Here is a 16,589-nt window from a genome sequence, read left to right as displayed (position 1 = left end):
GCTTTCGGCTAATGTGGCGCCCCCTAATTTGGAGCCCCCGATGCCGCGTTCTGCCTGGTCCCTGTTCGCCTACCAACTGATCGAGCCTGACGAACAGCTGGATCTGTTCGCCTGCCAGGAAGTGCGAGTGCATCTGGTGACCCGTCAACTGGAGCTCGGTGGCTCGGCTGACCGAACCCTGTGCGGCAGTCTGCTGCCGGCGCAACCGCGCTGGTCGAGCGTGGATCGCCGGGTGTTCCAGGATCAGCGCCTGTGTTCGCTGTGCCGGGCGATCCTCGAATCGCAGAAGCGCGGCACCTCGCCGATCTGGCCCGAGTTGCGATTCGAGCTTTAAGCGCAGGCATCTTCCGAATGCAGTCCGGGCGGGCGGCAGCTTCAATCATGAAGAGTTTGCCAGCCCATCGGCGCATCTCCCCGAATTCTCTGGACGCGGTGTACAATCGCGTTCTTATTACCCTTGTCGATCTTGCGAAGGATTCTCCGGATGTTGCCGCGTTTTCCTGCCGTCACCCGCTGCCTGTCTCTTGCCGCCCTGTGTGTGGCCGGTCCCGTTGCCGCACTGGAGTTTCCCCTGCCACCACCCGGTGAAGACATCATCGGCCAGGTGCAGGTGATCAAGGCCAAGTACGAAGACACCTTTGCCGATCTGGGCACCACCTACGATCTGGGCTATTCGGAAATGGTCGCGGCCAACCCGGGTGTCGATGCCTGGTTGCCGGGCGCCGGCACCGAAGTGGTACTGCCGACCCGTTTCATCCTGCCGCCAGGTCCGCGTGAAGGCATCGTGATCAACCTGGCTGAATATCGCCTCTACTACTACCCGAAAGGCCGGAACGTGGTGTACACCTTCCCGCTGGGTATCGGCCGTGAAGGCTGGGGCTCGCCAATCGCTCACACCACGATTACCGCCAAGACGCCGAATCCGACCTGGACGCCGCCTGCCTCGATCAAGGCCGAGCACGCTGCCGACGGTGATCCGCTGCCGAACGTGGTGCCGGCCGGTCCTGACAACCCGCTGGGGCCGTTCAAGTTCACCCTGGGCACGCCGGGCTACCTGATCCACGGTTCGAACAAGAAGTTCGGCATCGGCATGCGCACCAGCCACGGCTGCTTCCGCATGTTCAACAACAACGTGCTGGAAATGGCCGGCATGGTGCCGGTGGGGACTTCGGTGCGGATTCTCAACGACGCGTACAAGTTCGGTCGCAGTGGCGGCAAGATCTACCTGGAAGCGCACACGCCGATCGACGACAAGGGCAACCCGTCGGTGGTCGACAAGCACACCGCCGTGATCAACGCGATGCTCAAGCGTGAAGACATCACCAACAACCTGCGCATGGACTGGGATGTGGTGCGTGATGTGGTGGCGGCTGAAGATGGCCTGCCAACCGAAATCGGCACGCCGAATACTTCGGCACCGATGGTCTCCAGCGCACCGATCGACCTGCAGCAATAAGCTGAAAGACAAAACCCGCCGAGGCTTGCGCAGCGGCGGGTTTTTTATTGCCCGCAGAAACTGCAGGCACAAAAAAGCCGACCCAAAAAATGGGTCGGCTTGATAACAATCCCGAAGGACTATTACTTGCGGCTAGCTTTTTCCAGCATGCGCAGAGCACGCTCGTTAGCTTCGTCAGCAGTCTGTTGTGCTTTTTGAGCAGCAGCCAGAGCTTCATCAGCTTTACGGTAAGCTTCGTCTGCACGAGCCTGGGAGCGAGCAGCTGCGTCTTCAGTAGCGGTCAGACGTGCTTCGGTTTCTTTCGATGCGCTGCTGCAACCGGTAGCCAGAACTGCGGCCAGAGCCAGAGCAGAGAATTTCAGAACGTTGTTCATCGTGTTCCCCTTCAAGGACTTTCAATTAAGTGGCTGTCTCCTCCGATTGAGGAAATAGCCGGCGTACATACTACCCATTACTTGTAGTAAGTAAACTGACGTGAGGCAAGAAGCAAAAAAAATTGTAGGCGTTGATTCTTTTTCGAGCAACTTTTAACTGGGCTGTATAAAAAATATCCAGCTGTAAGGCGCGAGATGAGCGAGTTATTGAGAAAAAGTTCCCGTTGTCGTGCGCTGTTTTGCAGGTAACGGCTAAAGTGCGTCTATATGGATTCGTCCACACTTTTGTTGCGAATTTGCGCAGCGCCTCGCATATCTTTGTCCATGTTGAGGTGACTTTAAAACGGGGGGCTCGTCTTAAGTCTCAACATCCGGCGATGTTCAGCCTTTTGGCTCGGGAAGATTGTCTCCCGAACCCGCCCTGAGTCCACCGGAACTGCCCCCCGTCAATCTGCGTGATGACGAGCGTACCTTGAGCATTTTCGCCAATGGTGCCTACTATTTGATACGTGCTCGGGTTGCGCGAGATCGGTGCAGTTCTTCTCGGTGTCCATCAGGCACGGGGTGGCGTAGATGTTCCTTCGCCGGGAAAACATCGGTAAGGTAGGGGTCAGAATTCGAGACCCGCGAGGAGTAGTGATGAGCGAGGCGTTGTCCATCCACCATGACCAGGCTGGTCATCAGTTCGAGACCAATGTGGACGGTCATCGTGCCTACCTGACCTATATGGATCTGGGGAAACAGACCCTGGATATCTACCGCACCTTCGTGCCCAACGCGTTGCGTGGCCGAGGCATCGCGGCAGCCCTGACCGAACGGGCGTTGCAGTACGCCGATGAAATGGGCTACACGGTCATTCCATCGTGCTCCTACGTGGAGCGCTACATGGAGCGTCACCAGCGGCGCACCGCCAAGATCTGACTGACCTCACCGCACACACAAAAACGCCGGGCAATGCCCGGCGTTTTTTATGCCTGCGAAACGGCTGTCAGCCGCGCTGACGTTTCGGCAGGACATCCTTGAGCTTGGCGTGCATGCTGCGCAAGGTGTTTTCGGTAGCGGACCAGTCGATGCAGGCATCGGTGATCGACACGCCGTATTGCAGGTCGGCGAGGTCTTTCGGGATCGCCTGGCAGCCCCAGTTCAGGTGACTCTCGACCATCAGGCCGATGATCGACTGGTTGCCTTCGAGAATCTGGTTGGCGACGTTCTCCATCACCAGCGGTTGCAGGGCCGGATCCTTGTTGGAGTTGGCGTGGCTGCAATCGACCATGATGTTCGGCTTGATCTTGGCCTTGTTCAGCGCCTGCTCGCACAGGGCGACGCTGACCGAATCGTAGTTCGGCTTGCCGTTGCCACCGCGCAGCACCACGTGACCGTAGGCGTTGCCCTTGGTGGTGACGATCGACACGCCACCTTCCTGGTTGATGCCCAGGAAACGGTGCGGGCTGGAAACCGACTGCAAGGCGTTGATCGCCACGGTCAGGCCGCCGTCGGTGCCGTTCTTGAAACCGACCGCCGAGGACAGGCCGGAAGCCATTTCGCGGTGGGTCTGGGATTCGGTGGTGCGTGCGCCGATGGCCGACCAGCTGATCAGGTCCTGCAGATACTGCGGGGAGATCGGGTCGAGGGCTTCGGTCGCGGTCGGCAGGCCTTTCTCGGCCAGGTCCAGCAGCAACTGGCGACCGATGTGCAGACCGTCCTGGATCTTGAACGAGTCATCCAGGTACGGGTCGTTGATCAGGCCTTTCCAGCCGACGGTGGTCCGTGGCTTTTCGAAATACACGCGCATGACCAGATACAGGGTGTCCGAGACTTCTGCCGCCAGCACCTTCAGGCGATCGGCATATTCGTGGGCAGCCTTGATGTCGTGGATCGAGCAGGGGCCGATCACCACGAACAGACGATGGTCGGTGCCATCGAGAATGTTGCGGATGACCTCGCGACCCTTGGTGACGGTGCGCAGGGCAGCGTCGCTCAGAGGGATATCACGCTTGAGCTGATCGGGAGTGATCAGGGTCTCGTTGGAAGCGACGTTCAGGTCGTTGATCGGTAAATCAGCCATCGGTTACTCGTCAGGTCACGGGTGCCGGCCGCCAGCGATCCCCGCGCGGCGGAGCACAGCGGATTTAAGCGCGTCGGGGAGCCGAACCTTATCGCGTTAGACGCCTGCTAGACAATGGGCAAGTAACTGTTCAGTCCAGCTATGGTTACGCGAAAGCCTTGCGAACGCTGTCGTGGGAGAACTCTTCGGCGTGTTGTTCGACCCATTGCAGGGCTCGCGCCTGGATATCCTGCAGGTCATCGTGGGCATCGTTGATTCGGCAATAGCGCTCGATCTGACACACCTGCTCACCCATTCGCGCGCTGAACAGCGTCTGCTCATCAGTGAATGCAATGCCGACCAGATAACCTTTTTTGCGACGCAGGCACCAGGCCACATAGCCCGGATAGGCGAAATCGGCATTGATGGTCGGCATGCGCACCTGCAAGGCGGTGCCATGGCGCCAGGCACGGTGGTAATTGCAAGCGATGCCGCCGAGGCTGATAGTGTGCAGCCGTTGACGCGAAATACACTCCGGTGTGAGCAAGGTCAGTTCAACGGGCACATCATCCGGATGAGGAATAAACCGTCCCATGAGCACAGACTCCCTGTGTCGGCCATTTGACATTGTTTCCCCCAGTATAGTGGTCGAATCGCAGCTGACCGATTTTGACGCCGACCAACGGCTGCTGGCGATGAACGGCGTTTCGCTGGTGATTTTCACCAGCGTCGGCTGCGCCAGTTGCCGCTATGCCCGCGAAGTGTTGCCGGGGCTCGATCTGGCCGTCGATCGCGTGTGCTGGATCGATGCCGGCGACAACGGCGGACTGGTCGAGCGTTATCAGGTCTTTCATTTGCCGGCGCTGTTTGTGGTGCGCGACGGCGAGTTCTTTGGGGCAGTGCACACGCGCCTGAATGTCGATGAGCTGAACGCAGCCGTGGCGCAGGCGCTGGGTCGAATTGCAGAGGAGTTGCCGTGATGGGAGCATTGAACAAACCGGTGGTGGGGATTATCGGCACCGGCGCCATCGGAGGGTTTTACGGGGTAATGCTGGCCCGGGCCGGATTCGATGTGCACTTTCTGTTGCGCAGTGAGTTTTCCGCAGTCGCCGAGGGCGGCTTGCAGGTGGACAGCGCCGTGCATGGCGCCTTGACGCTGAACCCGGTGCAGGCCTATTCGTCGGCAGAAGACATGCCGCCCTGCGACTGGCTGCTGGTCGGCGCCAAGACCACCAGCAATGCCGGGCTGGCACCGTCGATCATTCAGGCGGCGAAACCCGACGCGAAAGTGCTGGTGCTGCAAAACGGCCTCGACGTCGAAGACAGCTTGCGTGCGTTGTTGCCCGACTCCCTGCATTTGCTGGGCGGTTTGTGCCTGATCTGCGTCCACCGCGAAGGGCCGGGGCAGATCACCCATCAGGCGCTGGGGGCGGTGAACGTCGGTTACCACAGCGGTCCGGCACCGGATGATGCGGCGCGCATGGCAATCGTCGAAGAGGGCGCCGGCCTGTTCCGCGCCGCCGGTCTCGATTCCCAGGCGATGCCGAACCTGCATCAGGCGCGCTGGCAGAAACTGGTTTGGAACATTCCCTACAACGGGCTTTCGGTGTTGCTCGGTGCCGGCACCACGCCGTTGATGGCCGACACTGACAGCCGCGCACTGATTCAGGCGCTGATGGCTGAAGTGGTGCAGGGCGCCAAGGCCTGCGGTCACGACATGCCGCCCGGTTACGCCGAATACCTGTTCATGATGACCGAGAAAATGCCCGACTATTGGCCGAGCATGTACCACGACTTTTTGCACAAGCGACCGCTGGAGCTCGAGGCGATCTACGCTCGTCCTTTGGCGGCGGCAAAAGCGGCAGGCTGCGAGTTGCCGCGAATCGAATCGTTGTATCGCACATTGAGCTTTATCGACCGGCGTAACGTTTAAACCGGTCGCACTGGGGGAAAGGCATGGCCAAGAACATCGATGACAAACTGGTGCTGGCGATCTCGTCCCGTGCCCTGTTCGACCTGAGCGAAAGCCACAAGGTGTATGAGTCGAGTGGCGTCGAAGCCTACCGGCAATATCAGATCGATCACGAAGACGAAATCCTCGCGCCGGGCGATGCCTTTCCGCTGGTGGAAAAACTGCTCAACCTCAACAGTCGCCTCGGCCGCGCCCGGGTCGAGGTGATTCTGGTGTCGCGCAACAGTGCTGATACCGGCCTGCGCGTCTTCAACTCCATTGGTCATTACGGCCTGGCGATCTCCCGCGCGGCGTTCGTCGGCGGGCGCAGTCCTTATCCGTATCTGAAGGCCTTTGGTTGCGATCTGTTTCTCTCCACCCATGCCGAAGATGTGCGCGCTGCGCTGGATGCCGGTTTCGCGGCGGCGACCATTCTGTCCGGCGGCGCCAGTCGTGCGGCCAGCGATGAATTGCGCATCGCCTTCGACGGGGACGCGGTGCTGTTTTCCGACGAATCGGAGCGCGTCTATCAGTCCGGTGGCCTCGAAGCTTTCCAGGCCAAGGAGCGTGAATCGGCGCGCGAACCGTTGCGCGGCGGGCCGTTCAAGGGCTTTCTCGCGGCGCTCAATCTGTTGCAGCGCGAGTTCTCCGATGAGGAGTGCCCGATCCGCACCGCGCTGGTCACTGCGCGTTCGGCGCCGGCCCATGAGCGGGTGATCCGCACACTGCGCGAGTGGGACATTCGTCTGGACGAGTCGCTGTTTCTCGGTGGCCTGACCAAATCGGCGTTCCTCGAAGCCTTCGCCGCCGACGTGTTTTTCGACGATCAGGCCGGCCACTGCGAGCTGGCCCGGGAAGTCGTGGCGACCGGTCACGTGCCCCACGGCATCAGCAACGAACCGGCGGTCTAAAGCCCACGTGGTTCAAGACGTTGCGTCGCACGTCGTACTCGCCAAGGCACTGCTAAGCTGAATCAAATCTCCGCCATGTTGGAGCGCGAGGAGGTCATATGATTCGTTCGATGCTGTATGCCACTGACCTCGGTCTGTACGCACCGTTAGTGATGCAGCATGCCCTGGCGATGGCGCGAACGTTCAATGCCGATCTGTACGTGGTGCACGCCGTGGAACCCATGGGGCTGTTTGCCGAATCGGTGTTGCAGAGCTATCTCGACGAGCAGGCATTGAACGAATTTCACAGTCAGGGTCTGAAAACCGTCATCGCCAATATCGAGCAGCGGGTGCTCGACAGTTTTCGTGAAGAACTGGGGGACGAGGGCGAGCAGGACTTGCAGCGGATACGCGCGGTGCGGGTGCTGCAGGGCGATCCGTCACAGGTGATTCTCGATCAGGTACAGAAACTCTCCGTCGATTTGCTGATCGTAGGAAGTCACAGCCACGGGGTCGGGGCGGAAACACCTTTGGGGCGAACGGCGGCCCGGCTGCTGCAATTGTCCAAGGTGCCGGTTTATCTGGTGCCGCTGGTGGAGCGTCGGCGTCGGGAGGATCGCTGAGGCAGGAATAATGGCACTTTGATAAAAAAGTTCTAGATTTATTCTTCAAACCATTAATATAGTTATATACCGTCGCTGATGCCCGTGGCGTCTACCTGCTTTGAGGGATTCATATGAAGCTTCAACAATTGCGCTACATCTGGGAAGTGGCGCACCACGACCTCAACGTTTCCGCTACAGCCCAAAGCCTCTACACCTCGCAACCGGGCATCAGTAAACAGATCCGCCTGCTGGAAGACGAACTGGGCGTCGAAGTGTTCGCCCGCAGCGGCAAGCACCTGACCCGCGTCACCCCAGCCGGCGAGCGCATCATCACCACCGCCGGCGAGATTCTGCGCAAGGTCGAAAGCATCAAGCAGATCGCCCAGGAATTCTCCAACGAGAAGAAAGGCACCCTGTCGATCGCCACCACCCACACCCAGGCACGTTATGCGCTGCCGCCGGTGATCAGCAACTTCATCAAGCAATACCCGGACGTGGCGCTGCACATGCACCAGGGATCGCCGATGCAGATCGCCGAGATGGCCGCTGACGGCACCGTCGATTTCGCCATTGCCACCGAAGCACTGGAGTTGTTCGGCGATCTGGTGATGATGCCGTGCTACCGCTGGAATCGTTGCGTGGTCGTGCCTCAGGGCCACCCGCTGACCAAGTTGCCGAAGCTGACCCTCGAAGCGCTGGCCGAATACCCGATCGTGACTTACGTGTTCGGTTTCACCGGCCGTTCGAAACTCGACGAAGCCTTCAGCCATCGCGGCCTGACGCCGAAAGTGGTGTTCACCGCGGCCGACGCCGACGTGATCAAAACCTACGTGCGCCTGGGCCTGGGTGTTGGCATCGTGGCGAAAATGGCGGTCGACACCAAACTGGATAACGATCTGGTGGTGCTCGATGCCAGCGAACTGTTCGAGTCCAGCGTGACCAAGATCGGTTTCCGTCGCGGTACTTTCCTGCGCGGCTTCATGTGCGACTTCATCGAGAAGTTCGCGCCGCACCTTACCCGCGAAGTCATGGCCAAGGCCATTCAGTGCCACAACAAGCAGGAACTGGAAGAACTGTTCGAAGGCGTCGAACTGCCGGTTCACTAAGCCCCTGTCTACAGCACCTCGGTGACAGCAAACTGTTGCCGGGTGCCTGCCACCAGAATCTCTACCTCGTCACCCTCGAATTTGCCCAGCAGGCTTTTGCCCAGCGGCGAGCGCGGGGTGATGACGGTAATCGGCTGACCCACCACGTCGACCTTCAAACCTGCCGCATCCGGCGCCAGAAACAGCCATTGTTCACGACCCTTTTCGTCTTCCAGACCGAGCAGGGCGCCGATTTCAATCCCCCGCTGATCGTCATACGCGCGCAGCGTCAGGTTCTGGCACAGCGCCAGTGACTGACGAATTTCCTCGACCCGTTTCGCCTGGCCCGCCGCCAGGTACGACGCCTCAAGACCCAGGGTGTCGTACTTGTTTTCGGCGATGTTCTCTTCGTGGGTCGCGGTTTCGTAGGCGGTTTGCGCCGCGCGCTCGGCGATGTCGAGGTCGACGCGCAGCTTGTCGAGAATCAGTTGATGAACCGTCTGTTTATTCATGATCAATCGCAGAATTGCAGGACGTTGGCGCGGCTCTTTTCGCTCGGGGCCGTCTGATCCTGTTGCAGCCAGAACTGGCATTTGGGGTTCGACAGATTACGTGTGCTGCCACGGGCCTGGTCCAGGCGTGCCTGTTGCTCGTTTTTGCGCAGGTTTTCTTCGTACTGTTCGAACAGGCGGTTTTGTGGCTCAGGTTCTGGCTGCGGCTGGGCGGCTACCGGAGGCTTGCTCAGTTGTTGCACCGCTTCCGCCACTGGCTGCAACTGACGGCTGAAGAGTAGTGAGGCGAGCCAGCAAGTCAGTGCAATGGCCAGGAAACCCAGCCACAGACCCAGGGCAATGCTGCCGGTCAATTGCAGCGCGCTAAGCTGAACAGGCAAGGGGCGACGCGGGTTGGGACGATAGGGCATGGCTGCCTCCTGGCGGATGAATGCGGGCGAGTGGCGATTGTCGCACGAAGATTAATTGCCGTCGGCTCTTCTGCATGGAGACATTTATGCGGACAATCGGCGCTTTTGCCAACGGGAGCCTTGAATGCCGCAACCGAAAACCCGCTGGGACATTTTTTGTACGGTCGTCGACAACTACGGCGACATCGGCGTGACCTGGCGTCTGGCCCGGCAACTGGTCAGCGAGCAGGCAATGACGGTGCGGCTGTGGGTCGATGACCTGCGCGCCTTCGAGCGCATCTGCCCCGAAATCGACATCGGCCTCGATCAGCAATGGCAGCAGGGCGTCGAAGTCCGGCACTGGCCGACCGAATGGCAGGAAGCGGAGGCGGCCGAGGTGGTGATCGCCGCGTTTGCCTGCCAGTTGCCGAGCGTCTACATGGACGCCATGGCCGCTCGGGAAAAACCGCCGTTGTGGATGAACCTCGACTATCTCAGCGCCGAAGACTGGGTGGTCGGTTGCCACGGACTGCCGTCGGTGAAATACAAGTCGGTGCAGAAGTACTTTTTCTTTCCGGGATTCCAGCCGGGCACCGGCGGCCTGTTGCGTGAAAGCGGTTTGCTGGAGCGGCGTCAGCAGTTTCAGCAGGTCCCCGAGGCGCAGCGACAATTCCTGCAAGGTCTGGGGATCATTCCTGCGCCCGGTGCGCAACTGATTTCGCTGTTTGCCTACGAGAATGCGGGACTCGCCAGTTGGCTGGATGTGCTCGCCGCTGACTCGATGCCCACTCATCTGCTGGTGCCGGAAGGACGGATTCTCGGCGATGTCGCCCGTTGGCTCGGGTTCGAGTCGCTGGCGGTCGGGGCGAAGCATGTTCGTCAAGCGCTGACCGTGCAGGTGCTGCCGTTCGTCCGTCAGGATCAATACGATCAATTGCTCTGGTGCTGCGATTTCAACGCGGTGCGCGGCGAGGACTCGTTTGTCCGGGCGCAATGGGCGGGGCGGCCGATGTTGTGGCACATCTATCAGCAGGACGAAGACATCCATCTCGACAAGCTCGACGCCTTCCTTGCGCTCTACACAAAAGGTCTTTCGCCCGTTGCCGCCGAGGCGATGAACGGTCTCTGGCGTGCCTGGAGTGCCGGGCAGCCTATCGGCGACCACTGGCTTGAGGCCCGCAAACACTGGCCCGAACTGCAGGAAAATGCCCGCGCGTGGTGTCTGGAACAGGCCTTGCAGGCGGATCTTGCGACGGCGCTGGTACAGTTTTACCGAAATTGGATATGATACGCGGCCTAGATTTTTGTAAATCCCATCCAAATTCGGATATTCGCAATGAAAACTGGTAAAGAACTCAAACCCGGTACCGTGATCCGTATCGACAACGATCCTTGGCTGGTTCAGAAAGCTGAATTCACCAAATCGGGCCGTAACAGCGCGATCATGAAGACCAAGCTGAAGAACCTGCTGACCGGTTACAAGACCGAAACCGTTTACGGTGCGGACGACAAGCTGGACGACGTGATCCTGGATCGCAAAGAAGCGACCCTGTCCTTCATCAGCGGTGACTCCTACACGTTCATGGACACCACCGACTACACCATGTACGAGCTGAACGCCGAAGACATCGAAAGCGTTCTGCCATTCGTGGAAGAAGGCATGACCGACGTTTGCGAAGCCGTATTCTTCGAAGGCCGTCTGGTTTCCGTAGAGCTGCCGACCACCATCGTGCGTCAGGTTGACTACACCGAAGGTTCCGCTCGCGGCGACACTTCCGGCAAGGTGATGAAGCCTGCCAAACTGAAGAACGGTACCGAGCTGTCGGTTGCTGACTTCATCGAAATCGGCGACATGATCGAGATCGATACCCGCGAAGGCGGTTCCTACAAAGGCCGTGCCAAATAAGCACTGCTTTTTGCGGAAAGAAAAAGCCCGACCATTGAGTCGGGCTTTTTTGTGCCTGATGAAAATTACTTCTTCAGGTGCTGTTTCAGCTCTTCCGAGGCCTGCAGCATCGCCGAACGCACCGCCGGCACCTGGCTGACCACGTTGAGCAAACCGTAGTCGTGGATCATGCCGTTGTAGCGCACGGAGGTCACCGGCACGCCGGCTTCGTCGAGTTTGCGGGCGTAGGCTTCACCTTCGTCACGCAGCACGTCGGCTCCGGCAGTCTGCACCAGCGCTGGCGGCAGACCCTTCAATTGCGCGGTGGTGGCCCGCAGCGGCGAGGCGTAGATCTCGTTCCGCTGGTTGGCGTCGGTGGTGTAGTTGTCCCAGAACCACTTCATCATGTTGCGAGTGAGGAAGTGCCCCTCGGCGTACTGGTTATACGAACCGGTGTCGAAATTGGCATCGGTCACCGGCCACAGCAGCACCTGGAATTTGATCGCCGGGGTGCCTTTGTCTTTGGCCATCAGGGCGACGACCGCCGCCATGTTGCCGCCGACGCTGTTGCCCGCCACCGCCAGACGCTTGCCGTCGACGTTGATCTCTTTGCCGTGTTCGGCCACCCATTTGGTCGCGGCGTAAGCCTGGTTGATCGCCACCGGGTAATGCGCTTCCGGCGAAGGGGTGTAGTTGACGAACACCGCCGCCGCACCCGAGCCGACCACCAGATCCCGCACCAGACGCTCGTGGGTCGGGAAATCCCCCAGCACCCAGCCACCGCCGTGGAAGAACATGAACACCGGCAGCTCGCCCTTGACCCCGGCCGGCCGGACGATGGTCAGGCTCAACGGTTGGCCATCGACCTGGATGGTCTTCTCGCTGACGTCCGCTTTGGGCAGCGTCAGTTTGACCCCGGACTGCGCGCCCGTCAGCACGGCGCGGGCATCCTTGGGCGTCATCTGTTCCATCGGTTTGCCGGTGCCGGCATTCAGCACATCGAGAAACGCCTGGGTGTTGTGTTCAACCTCCCCGGCAAATGCGCTGTGGATGGACAGGGCGAGAAGGGTACCGGTCAAGACTTTGCTGAAAGTGTTCATGTTCATTTCCTGTACGGGCCTGAGTGTCAGTGATTACACGGTGACGTGCAGACGCACATCAACGTTGCCGCGAGTGGCGTTGGAGTACGGGCAGACCTGGTGGGCAGCGTCGACCAGGCTTTGTGCGTCTGCCTGTTCCAGGCCTGGCAGACTGATGTGCAGGTCGATGTCCAGACCGAAACCGCCAGGAATCTGGCCGATGCCGACGTGAGCGGTGATCGAGGCGTCGTCCGGAATTTTGCGTTTGGTCTGGCTGGCGACGAATTTCAGGGCACCGATGAAGCAGGCCGAGTAGCCGGCGGCGAACAGTTGCTCAGGGTTGGTAGCTGCGCCGCCGGCACCGCCGAGTTCTTTCGGGGTGGCGAGTTTGACGTCGAGGATGTTGTCGCTGGAGATCGCACGACCGTCACGGCCGCCAGTGGAGGTTGCGATTGCGGTGTAGAGAGTTTGCATGGTGTGAGCCTCATTGAGTGTGGTTTGTTGCGCTAATTGTTTGCGCGCTAACTAGGTGCGAAGTAAATGTACTGCGCGAATATTTAGCGCGCAAGATAAATTTTTTGAAGAACGCGCGAATGGTCACTTGGATCGGGTAGGGTCGTGATCCCAAGCTTTTGATATAGAAGGTTTTTTTTAGTGTGAAACGAGAGGAAAAAAATTTTCGGGGATCAGCGGGGAAGGTGCGATTAGCCTGCAGGCACAAGGCTGCGCCCACAGGAAAGGGGGAGTTTTAAGCGAGACTGTCCTGCAAATGACCACGCAAGGCCTGCAACTCGGCTTGCAGATTTTGCAGACGTTCCAGGGTGAAGCCGCTGGCCCCCAGAATGCACTGCGGAACGGTTCGGGCCTTGTCTTTCAAGGCGTGTCCTTGGGCCGTCAGTTCAACGATCACCACGCGCTCATCTTCCCGGCTGCGGGTTCGGCTGAGCAAGCCTTCACCTTCCAGACGTTTGAGCAGCGGGGTCAGCGAACCCGGATCGGTCAGCAGGCGCGTGCTGATTTCTCCGACGGTTAAACCATCCTTCTCCCACAGCACCATCATCGCCAGGTATTGCGGATACGTCAGGCCAAGCGCTTGCAGCAGCGGCTTGTAGACCTTGGTCATCATCAGCGAAGTGGAATGCAGGGCGAAGCAGGCCTGATTGTCGAGCAGCAGCTCTTCGCAGTGATCGGAGGTGTCGCGGTCGGTGGTCATGTCAGTGCCTTGAACGGTGATGCAGTTGAATCTAGCGCTCGAATCTTTAATGCGCCAGACAATTGTGCCCGGTGGCGAATCGGTCAGTGCCGGCCCAGCTCACGTTGCAGGGCCAGATCCCACGGCGGCACGGGGCTGAACCGGGTTTTGAGGTATTCCAGCAGCAGGCGGCTGCGGGAGCTGGCCTGTTGCTCCAGACGCAGCGCATAGATGCCGGTGCTTTCCGGTTTTGGCAGGCCGTTTTCACAGAACAGCGGCAGCAACTCGCCGCGCAACAGGTATTCGCTGGCCAGCCAGGTCGGCAGATGCGCGATCCCGAGTCCCGCCAGCGCACCGCAAACCAGTGCCTCGGCGTTGTTGGCGCTCATGCGTATCCGCGCCGGGCGGTGCAGTTGCATCTGCCCGTTCTGTTCGAAACGCCAGGCGAAGGGCGGGGCAAGACCGTCCCAATCCAGACCGTCATGTTCACTCAATTGCGCTGGCTCGCTCGGCACGCCTCGGCGCTTGAGATAATCGGGGCTGGCGCAGGCGATGCGCACCATGCTCGCCAACGGTGTGGCGACCAGCCGGGTGTCGGCCATCTGCCCGGCGCGCAATACCAGATCGACCTTGCCCAGGTTCGAACCGTCCATGTCCACGAAGCTGTCGATCAGATGCAGCTGCACGTCGAGCCCCGGATACAGCACCAGAAAATCGGCAATCACTGGCGCCAGATGCCGGCGCCCGAAGGCCGCCGGCGCATCCACCCGAATCAGACCCTCCGGCGCGCTGCTCAGGGACACCGCTTCCGCCCGGGCCAGTTGCAGCTCGGCAACGATCCGTCGCGCCCGTTCGGCAAACGCCAGACCCGCCGGCGTGGCGCGCACCGCGTGAGTGCTGCGGATGAACAACTGGCTGCCGACAGCGCTTTCCAGACTGTCGATACGCCGGGCAACGGCGGACGGCGTCAGCGGATGTCGGCGTGAGGCGGCGGAGAAACTGCCACTTTCCAGCACATCGAGAAACAGCCCGAGTTGTTCGGTCAATTGATTGGGATTCATGAATCAGTTCAGTGCCTATGCGGATTTGGCACAGCCATTGTGCGTTGCTGTGCGTTTCCGTGCCAGCGTCGACTGCGTAGGATGAGTCGCCTGACGTTTGAGGAATTCTGCTGTGATCGAGTTTTTGCTGTACCTGTTGTTTGGCGCCGCCCTCGGCACGCTGGGTGGGATCTTCGGCATCGGTGGTGGCTTGATCGCCATTCCGCTGCTGGGCGCGTGGTTCGGGCTCGATCAGCAGATCGCCCAAGGCACGGCGCTGGTGATGGTGGTGCCGAACGTGATGCTGGCGCTGTGGCGTTATCATCAGCGCAATCGCATTGAGCTCCGGCATGCATTGCCGTTGGCGGTGATGGGATTCTGTTTCGCGTGGATCGGCTCGATCTGGGCCGTGGGCATCGACGCGCAAACCATGCGCATCGGCTTTGTCGCGTTCCTCGTGGCATTGTCGGCCTACAACCTGGTGCGCATGTTTGGCGCGCGTCCGGCAGCGACTTCCGAGATGCGTTATTCATGGCCGTGGCTGGGCGTGCTCGGCGCGGCGTCGGGCACCATGGGCGGCTTGTTCGGTGTCGGTGGGGCGGTGGTGGCGACGCCGGTGCTGACCAGCCTGTTCGGCACCACTCAGGTGGTTGCCCAAGGCCTGTCGCTGGCGCTGGCATTGCCGAGCACCGGCGTCACGCTGGTGACGTACGCGGTGCACCACGAAGTGGACTGGATGATCGGCCTGCCGCTGGCCATTGGCGGTCTGGCCAGCATCAGCTGGGGCGTGAAAGTGGCCCACGCGATGCCGGAAAAACTCCTGCGCGGGCTGTTCTGCGGGTTCCTGGTGCTGTGCGCGGTGATGCTCGCCTTTAAAGTTTGAAGCCTTCGACGATGTGCTCGGCCAGGCATTCAGTGATCGGCGACGGATTGTTGAGGTTGCGGATCAGCATGATGCTGGCCTCGGGCAACAGCGGCAGATCTTCGGCGGCGCCGAGAATGCGCAGATCCGGGGTGATCAGGCTTTCCAGTTGCGCGGTGATCGCCAGACCCGCGCTCACCACTGCCATCAACGCCGACAGGCTGGTGCTGTTGTAGGCAATCCGGTACTCGCGGCCCATCGCGTCCAGCGCATTGCACGCCCACAGGCGGCAGAAGCAATCACTGTTGAACATCGCCAGCGGCAACGGCGTCTGTTCGTGGGCGCTGAAATTCTGCGCCTCGGCCCAGACGAAACGCTCCTTGCGCAGCAACTGGCCAATCTCGTTGCCCGGCTCGCGGGTGACGATCGAAAGATCCAGATCCGTGCGCTGCAGCAATTGTTTGGTCGACTCGCAATGCACTTCGATCTGGATCAAAGGATAGAACTGGGCGAAGCGCGACAGGATCCCCGGCAGAAACCGCATCACGTAATCGTCCGGCGTACCGATCCGCACCGTGCCGACCATGTGCGGCTCGCGCAGGGTATTGAACACTTCGCTGTGCAGTTTCAGGATGCGCCGCGCGTAGCCAAGCAACACCTGACCTTCGGCGGTCAGGCGCACCTGACGCCCGTCGCGCTCGAACAGCTGGCGCTGCAACACGTCCTCTTCCAGACGCTTCATCTGCATGCTCACCGCCGATTGAGTGCGGTTGACCATTTCGCCGGCGCGGGTGAAACCGCCCTGATCGGCAATCGCGACAAAGGTGCGCAGGACATCGGTATCGATACTGGGATATGCCGACAATTGATGAATCTCCGTGATGCATGCCATCAGAAACATTCGTTGGATTGATCGTAGCCCCGGCGCGAGACTTGAGCCATCCCTAAAGGAGGGCAATACGATGAAAGGTCAAAAAGTCTATGTGAGTGATGACAGAGTGCCGGTCCATCTGATTACCGATTTGCTGCACAAGTTTAGTCGCTGGTACGAACTTCACCGCGAACGCGAGTTGCTTGCCAGTCTGAGCGACGAAGCGTTGAAGGACATCGGGGTCAGCCGTGCCGATGTCGAACATGAGTCGGTGCGGCCGTTCTGGGACGATCCGATGCATAAATGATGAGGCCATCGCTACACAAACCCCTTTGTAGTGAGGTAGGTTGCGAG

At 60.0% G+C, this 16,589-nt stretch carries 22 protein-coding genes; 12 read left to right on the top strand and 10 right to left on the bottom strand.

Annotated elements, in window-relative coordinates:
• Window positions 1–40: 40 nt before the first annotated feature.
• Window positions 41–334: a hypothetical protein gene (locus ABFB52_RS20910; protein WP_007955656.1), complete on the top strand. Its 294-nt coding sequence runs from the start codon at window positions 41–43 to the stop codon at window positions 332–334.
• A gap of 150 nt (window positions 335–484) precedes the next feature.
• Window positions 485–1,456, top strand: a complete 972-nt coding sequence (locus tag ABFB52_RS20905) for a L,D-transpeptidase family protein (protein ID WP_085744978.1) — start codon at window positions 485–487, stop codon at window positions 1,454–1,456.
• A gap of 122 nt (window positions 1,457–1,578) precedes the next feature.
• Here the strand turns inward: ABFB52_RS20905 and oprI are convergent, their stop codons facing one another.
• Entirely contained in the window at window positions 1,579–1,830 is a 252-nt protein-coding gene (gene oprI / locus ABFB52_RS20900; protein WP_003183784.1) for an outer membrane lipoprotei OprI, read from the bottom strand.
• A 639-nt stretch (window positions 1,831–2,469) separates the two neighbouring features.
• Between oprI and ABFB52_RS20895 the strand changes: the two genes are divergently transcribed.
• Window positions 2,470–2,751: a GNAT family N-acetyltransferase gene (locus ABFB52_RS20895; protein ID WP_007955658.1), complete on the top strand. Its 282-nt coding sequence runs from the start codon at window positions 2,470–2,472 to the stop codon at window positions 2,749–2,751.
• A 67-nt stretch (window positions 2,752–2,818) separates the two neighbouring features.
• On the opposite strand, the gene ABFB52_RS20890 is transcribed toward ABFB52_RS20895, so the two are convergent.
• Both ABFB52_RS20890 and ABFB52_RS20885 read right to left on the bottom strand, forming a co-directional pair.
• Window positions 2,819–3,895 (bottom strand): 3-deoxy-7-phosphoheptulonate synthase, encoded by a 1,077-nt coding sequence (locus tag ABFB52_RS20890; RefSeq protein WP_011335309.1) that lies wholly within the window; start codon window positions 3,893–3,895, stop codon window positions 2,819–2,821.
• Window positions 3,896–4,040: 145 nt separating this feature from the next.
• Window positions 4,041–4,469 (bottom strand): PilZ domain-containing protein, encoded by a 429-nt coding sequence (locus ABFB52_RS20885; protein ID WP_007955677.1) that lies wholly within the window; start codon window positions 4,467–4,469, stop codon window positions 4,041–4,043.
• On the opposite strand from ABFB52_RS20885, the gene ABFB52_RS20880 reads away from it, so the two are divergent.
• The 5 genes from ABFB52_RS20880 to cysB all read left to right on the top strand — a co-directional run bounded on the left by ABFB52_RS20880 (window position 4,468) and on the right by cysB (window position 8,426).
• Entirely contained in the window at window positions 4,468–4,854 is a 387-nt protein-coding gene (locus ABFB52_RS20880) for a thioredoxin family protein (protein WP_085744977.1), read from the top strand. The genes ABFB52_RS20885 and ABFB52_RS20880 overlap by 2 nt on opposite strands.
• Window positions 4,851–5,807: a putative 2-dehydropantoate 2-reductase gene (locus tag ABFB52_RS20875; RefSeq protein WP_178082617.1), complete on the top strand. Its 957-nt coding sequence runs from the start codon at window positions 4,851–4,853 to the stop codon at window positions 5,805–5,807. Before ABFB52_RS20880 ends, ABFB52_RS20875 begins: the two co-directional genes overlap by 4 nt.
• A 23-nt stretch (window positions 5,808–5,830) precedes the next feature.
• Entirely contained in the window at window positions 5,831–6,736 is a 906-nt protein-coding gene (locus ABFB52_RS20870) for a 5'-nucleotidase (RefSeq protein ID WP_007955682.1), read from the top strand.
• A 98-nt stretch (window positions 6,737–6,834) separates the two neighbouring features.
• Entirely contained in the window at window positions 6,835–7,338 is a 504-nt protein-coding gene (locus tag ABFB52_RS20865; RefSeq protein WP_007955683.1) for a universal stress protein, read from the top strand.
• 113 nt (window positions 7,339–7,451) lie between these two features.
• Complete coding sequence (gene cysB, locus ABFB52_RS20860) at window positions 7,452–8,426, top strand: HTH-type transcriptional regulator CysB (RefSeq protein WP_007955684.1); 975 nt, start codon at window positions 7,452–7,454, stop codon at window positions 8,424–8,426.
• Between the two features lie 8 nt (window positions 8,427–8,434).
• Here the strand turns inward: cysB and ABFB52_RS20855 are convergent, their stop codons facing one another.
• Window positions 8,435–8,917, bottom strand: a complete 483-nt coding sequence (locus ABFB52_RS20855) for a GreA/GreB family elongation factor (RefSeq protein WP_074687988.1) — start codon at window positions 8,915–8,917, stop codon at window positions 8,435–8,437.
• Window positions 8,918–8,919: 2 nt separating this feature from the next.
• Complete coding sequence (locus ABFB52_RS20850; RefSeq protein WP_039770468.1) at window positions 8,920–9,327, bottom strand: hypothetical protein; 408 nt, start codon at window positions 9,325–9,327, stop codon at window positions 8,920–8,922.
• Between the two features lie 124 nt (window positions 9,328–9,451).
• Between ABFB52_RS20850 and earP the strand changes: the two genes are divergently transcribed.
• Together earP and ABFB52_RS20840 are read left to right on the top strand one after the other, a co-directional pair.
• Window positions 9,452–10,594, top strand: coding sequence for an elongation factor P maturation arginine rhamnosyltransferase EarP (gene earP, locus ABFB52_RS20845; protein WP_129972555.1), 1,143 nt, complete (start codon window positions 9,452–9,454; stop codon window positions 10,592–10,594).
• 48 nt (window positions 10,595–10,642) lie between these two features.
• On the top strand, window positions 10,643–11,212 hold the full coding sequence (locus ABFB52_RS20840) for an elongation factor P (protein ID WP_007955690.1): 570 nt from the start codon (window positions 10,643–10,645) through the stop codon (window positions 11,210–11,212).
• Window positions 11,213–11,277: 65 nt separating this feature from the next.
• Here ABFB52_RS20840 and ABFB52_RS20835 read toward each other — a convergent pair whose 3' ends face one another.
• The 4 genes from ABFB52_RS20835 to ABFB52_RS20820 form a co-directional block, all read right to left on the bottom strand.
• Complete coding sequence (locus ABFB52_RS20835) at window positions 11,278–12,291, bottom strand: alpha/beta hydrolase (protein WP_085647565.1); 1,014 nt, start codon at window positions 12,289–12,291, stop codon at window positions 11,278–11,280.
• A gap of 33 nt (window positions 12,292–12,324) precedes the next feature.
• Window positions 12,325–12,744, bottom strand: coding sequence for an organic hydroperoxide resistance protein (locus ABFB52_RS20830; protein WP_034155242.1), 420 nt, complete (start codon window positions 12,742–12,744; stop codon window positions 12,325–12,327).
• Window positions 12,745–13,018: 274 nt separating this feature from the next.
• Window positions 13,019–13,483, bottom strand: a complete 465-nt coding sequence (locus ABFB52_RS20825; protein ID WP_085744972.1) for a MarR family transcriptional regulator — start codon at window positions 13,481–13,483, stop codon at window positions 13,019–13,021.
• A gap of 83 nt (window positions 13,484–13,566) precedes the next feature.
• A complete protein-coding gene (locus ABFB52_RS20820; RefSeq protein ID WP_129972556.1) occupies window positions 13,567–14,523 on the bottom strand; it encodes a LysR family transcriptional regulator in 957 nt (318 codons plus the stop codon).
• 112 nt (window positions 14,524–14,635) lie between these two features.
• Between ABFB52_RS20820 and ABFB52_RS20815 the strand changes: the two genes are divergently transcribed.
• Window positions 14,636–15,385: a sulfite exporter TauE/SafE family protein gene (locus ABFB52_RS20815; protein ID WP_129972557.1), complete on the top strand. Its 750-nt coding sequence runs from the start codon at window positions 14,636–14,638 to the stop codon at window positions 15,383–15,385.
• Here the strand turns inward: ABFB52_RS20815 and ABFB52_RS20810 are convergent.
• Window positions 15,375–16,229, bottom strand: coding sequence for a LysR substrate-binding domain-containing protein (locus ABFB52_RS20810; protein WP_007955701.1), 855 nt, complete (start codon window positions 16,227–16,229; stop codon window positions 15,375–15,377). The two genes, ABFB52_RS20815 and ABFB52_RS20810, sit on opposite strands and share 11 nt — an antisense overlap.
• Before the next feature lie 97 nt (window positions 16,230–16,326).
• Between ABFB52_RS20810 and ABFB52_RS20805 the strand changes: the two genes are divergently transcribed.
• Complete coding sequence (locus tag ABFB52_RS20805) at window positions 16,327–16,542, top strand: DUF1127 domain-containing protein (RefSeq protein ID WP_085744970.1); 216 nt, start codon at window positions 16,327–16,329, stop codon at window positions 16,540–16,542.
• The last annotated feature ends 47 nt before the right edge of the window (window positions 16,543–16,589 follow it).

It is taken from the genome of Pseudomonas sp. 9.2(2024) (assembly GCF_039695385.1).
GTDB lineage: Bacteria > Pseudomonadota > Gammaproteobacteria > Pseudomonadales > Pseudomonadaceae > Aquipseudomonas > Aquipseudomonas paraglycinae.
The sequence above is the reverse complement of the archived record's forward strand: the minus strand, read 5'-3'. Positions and strand labels throughout refer to the sequence as shown.

Excerpts from the sequence above, each read along its gene's own strand:
- ABFB52_RS20910 (WP_007955656.1), top strand. The coding sequence starts at position 41 with ATGCCGCGTTCTGCCTGGTCCCTGTTCGCCTACCAACTGATCGAGCCT.
- ABFB52_RS20905 (WP_085744978.1), top strand. The coding sequence starts at position 485 with ATGTTGCCGCGTTTTCCTGCCGTCACCCGCTGCCTGTCTCTTGCCGCC.
- oprI (WP_003183784.1), bottom strand. The coding sequence starts at position 1,830 with ATGAACAACGTTCTGAAATTCTCTGCTCTGGCTCTGGCCGCAGTTCTG.
- ABFB52_RS20895 (WP_007955658.1), top strand. The coding sequence starts at position 2,470 with ATGAGCGAGGCGTTGTCCATCCACCATGACCAGGCTGGTCATCAGTTC.
- ABFB52_RS20890 (WP_011335309.1), bottom strand. The coding sequence starts at position 3,895 with ATGGCTGATTTACCGATCAACGACCTGAACGTCGCTTCCAACGAGACC.
- ABFB52_RS20880 (WP_085744977.1), top strand. The coding sequence starts at position 4,468 with ATGAGCACAGACTCCCTGTGTCGGCCATTTGACATTGTTTCCCCCAGT.
- ABFB52_RS20885 (WP_007955677.1), bottom strand. The coding sequence starts at position 4,469 with ATGGGACGGTTTATTCCTCATCCGGATGATGTGCCCGTTGAACTGACC.
- ABFB52_RS20870 (WP_007955682.1), top strand. The coding sequence starts at position 5,831 with ATGGCCAAGAACATCGATGACAAACTGGTGCTGGCGATCTCGTCCCGT.
- ABFB52_RS20865 (WP_007955683.1), top strand. The coding sequence starts at position 6,835 with ATGATTCGTTCGATGCTGTATGCCACTGACCTCGGTCTGTACGCACCG.
- cysB (WP_007955684.1), top strand. The coding sequence starts at position 7,452 with ATGAAGCTTCAACAATTGCGCTACATCTGGGAAGTGGCGCACCACGAC.
- ABFB52_RS20855 (WP_074687988.1), bottom strand. The coding sequence starts at position 8,917 with ATGAATAAACAGACGGTTCATCAACTGATTCTCGACAAGCTGCGCGTC.
- ABFB52_RS20850 (WP_039770468.1), bottom strand. The coding sequence starts at position 9,327 with ATGCCCTATCGTCCCAACCCGCGTCGCCCCTTGCCTGTTCAGCTTAGC.
- earP (WP_129972555.1), top strand. The coding sequence starts at position 9,452 with ATGCCGCAACCGAAAACCCGCTGGGACATTTTTTGTACGGTCGTCGAC.
- ABFB52_RS20840 (WP_007955690.1), top strand. The coding sequence starts at position 10,643 with ATGAAAACTGGTAAAGAACTCAAACCCGGTACCGTGATCCGTATCGAC.
- ABFB52_RS20835 (WP_085647565.1), bottom strand. The coding sequence starts at position 12,291 with ATGAACACTTTCAGCAAAGTCTTGACCGGTACCCTTCTCGCCCTGTCC.
- ABFB52_RS20830 (WP_034155242.1), bottom strand. The coding sequence starts at position 12,744 with ATGCAAACTCTCTACACCGCAATCGCAACCTCCACTGGCGGCCGTGAC.
- ABFB52_RS20825 (WP_085744972.1), bottom strand. The coding sequence starts at position 13,483 with ATGACCACCGACCGCGACACCTCCGATCACTGCGAAGAGCTGCTGCTC.
- ABFB52_RS20820 (WP_129972556.1), bottom strand. The coding sequence starts at position 14,523 with ATGAATCCCAATCAATTGACCGAACAACTCGGGCTGTTTCTCGATGTG.
- ABFB52_RS20805 (WP_085744970.1), top strand. The coding sequence starts at position 16,327 with ATGAAAGGTCAAAAAGTCTATGTGAGTGATGACAGAGTGCCGGTCCAT.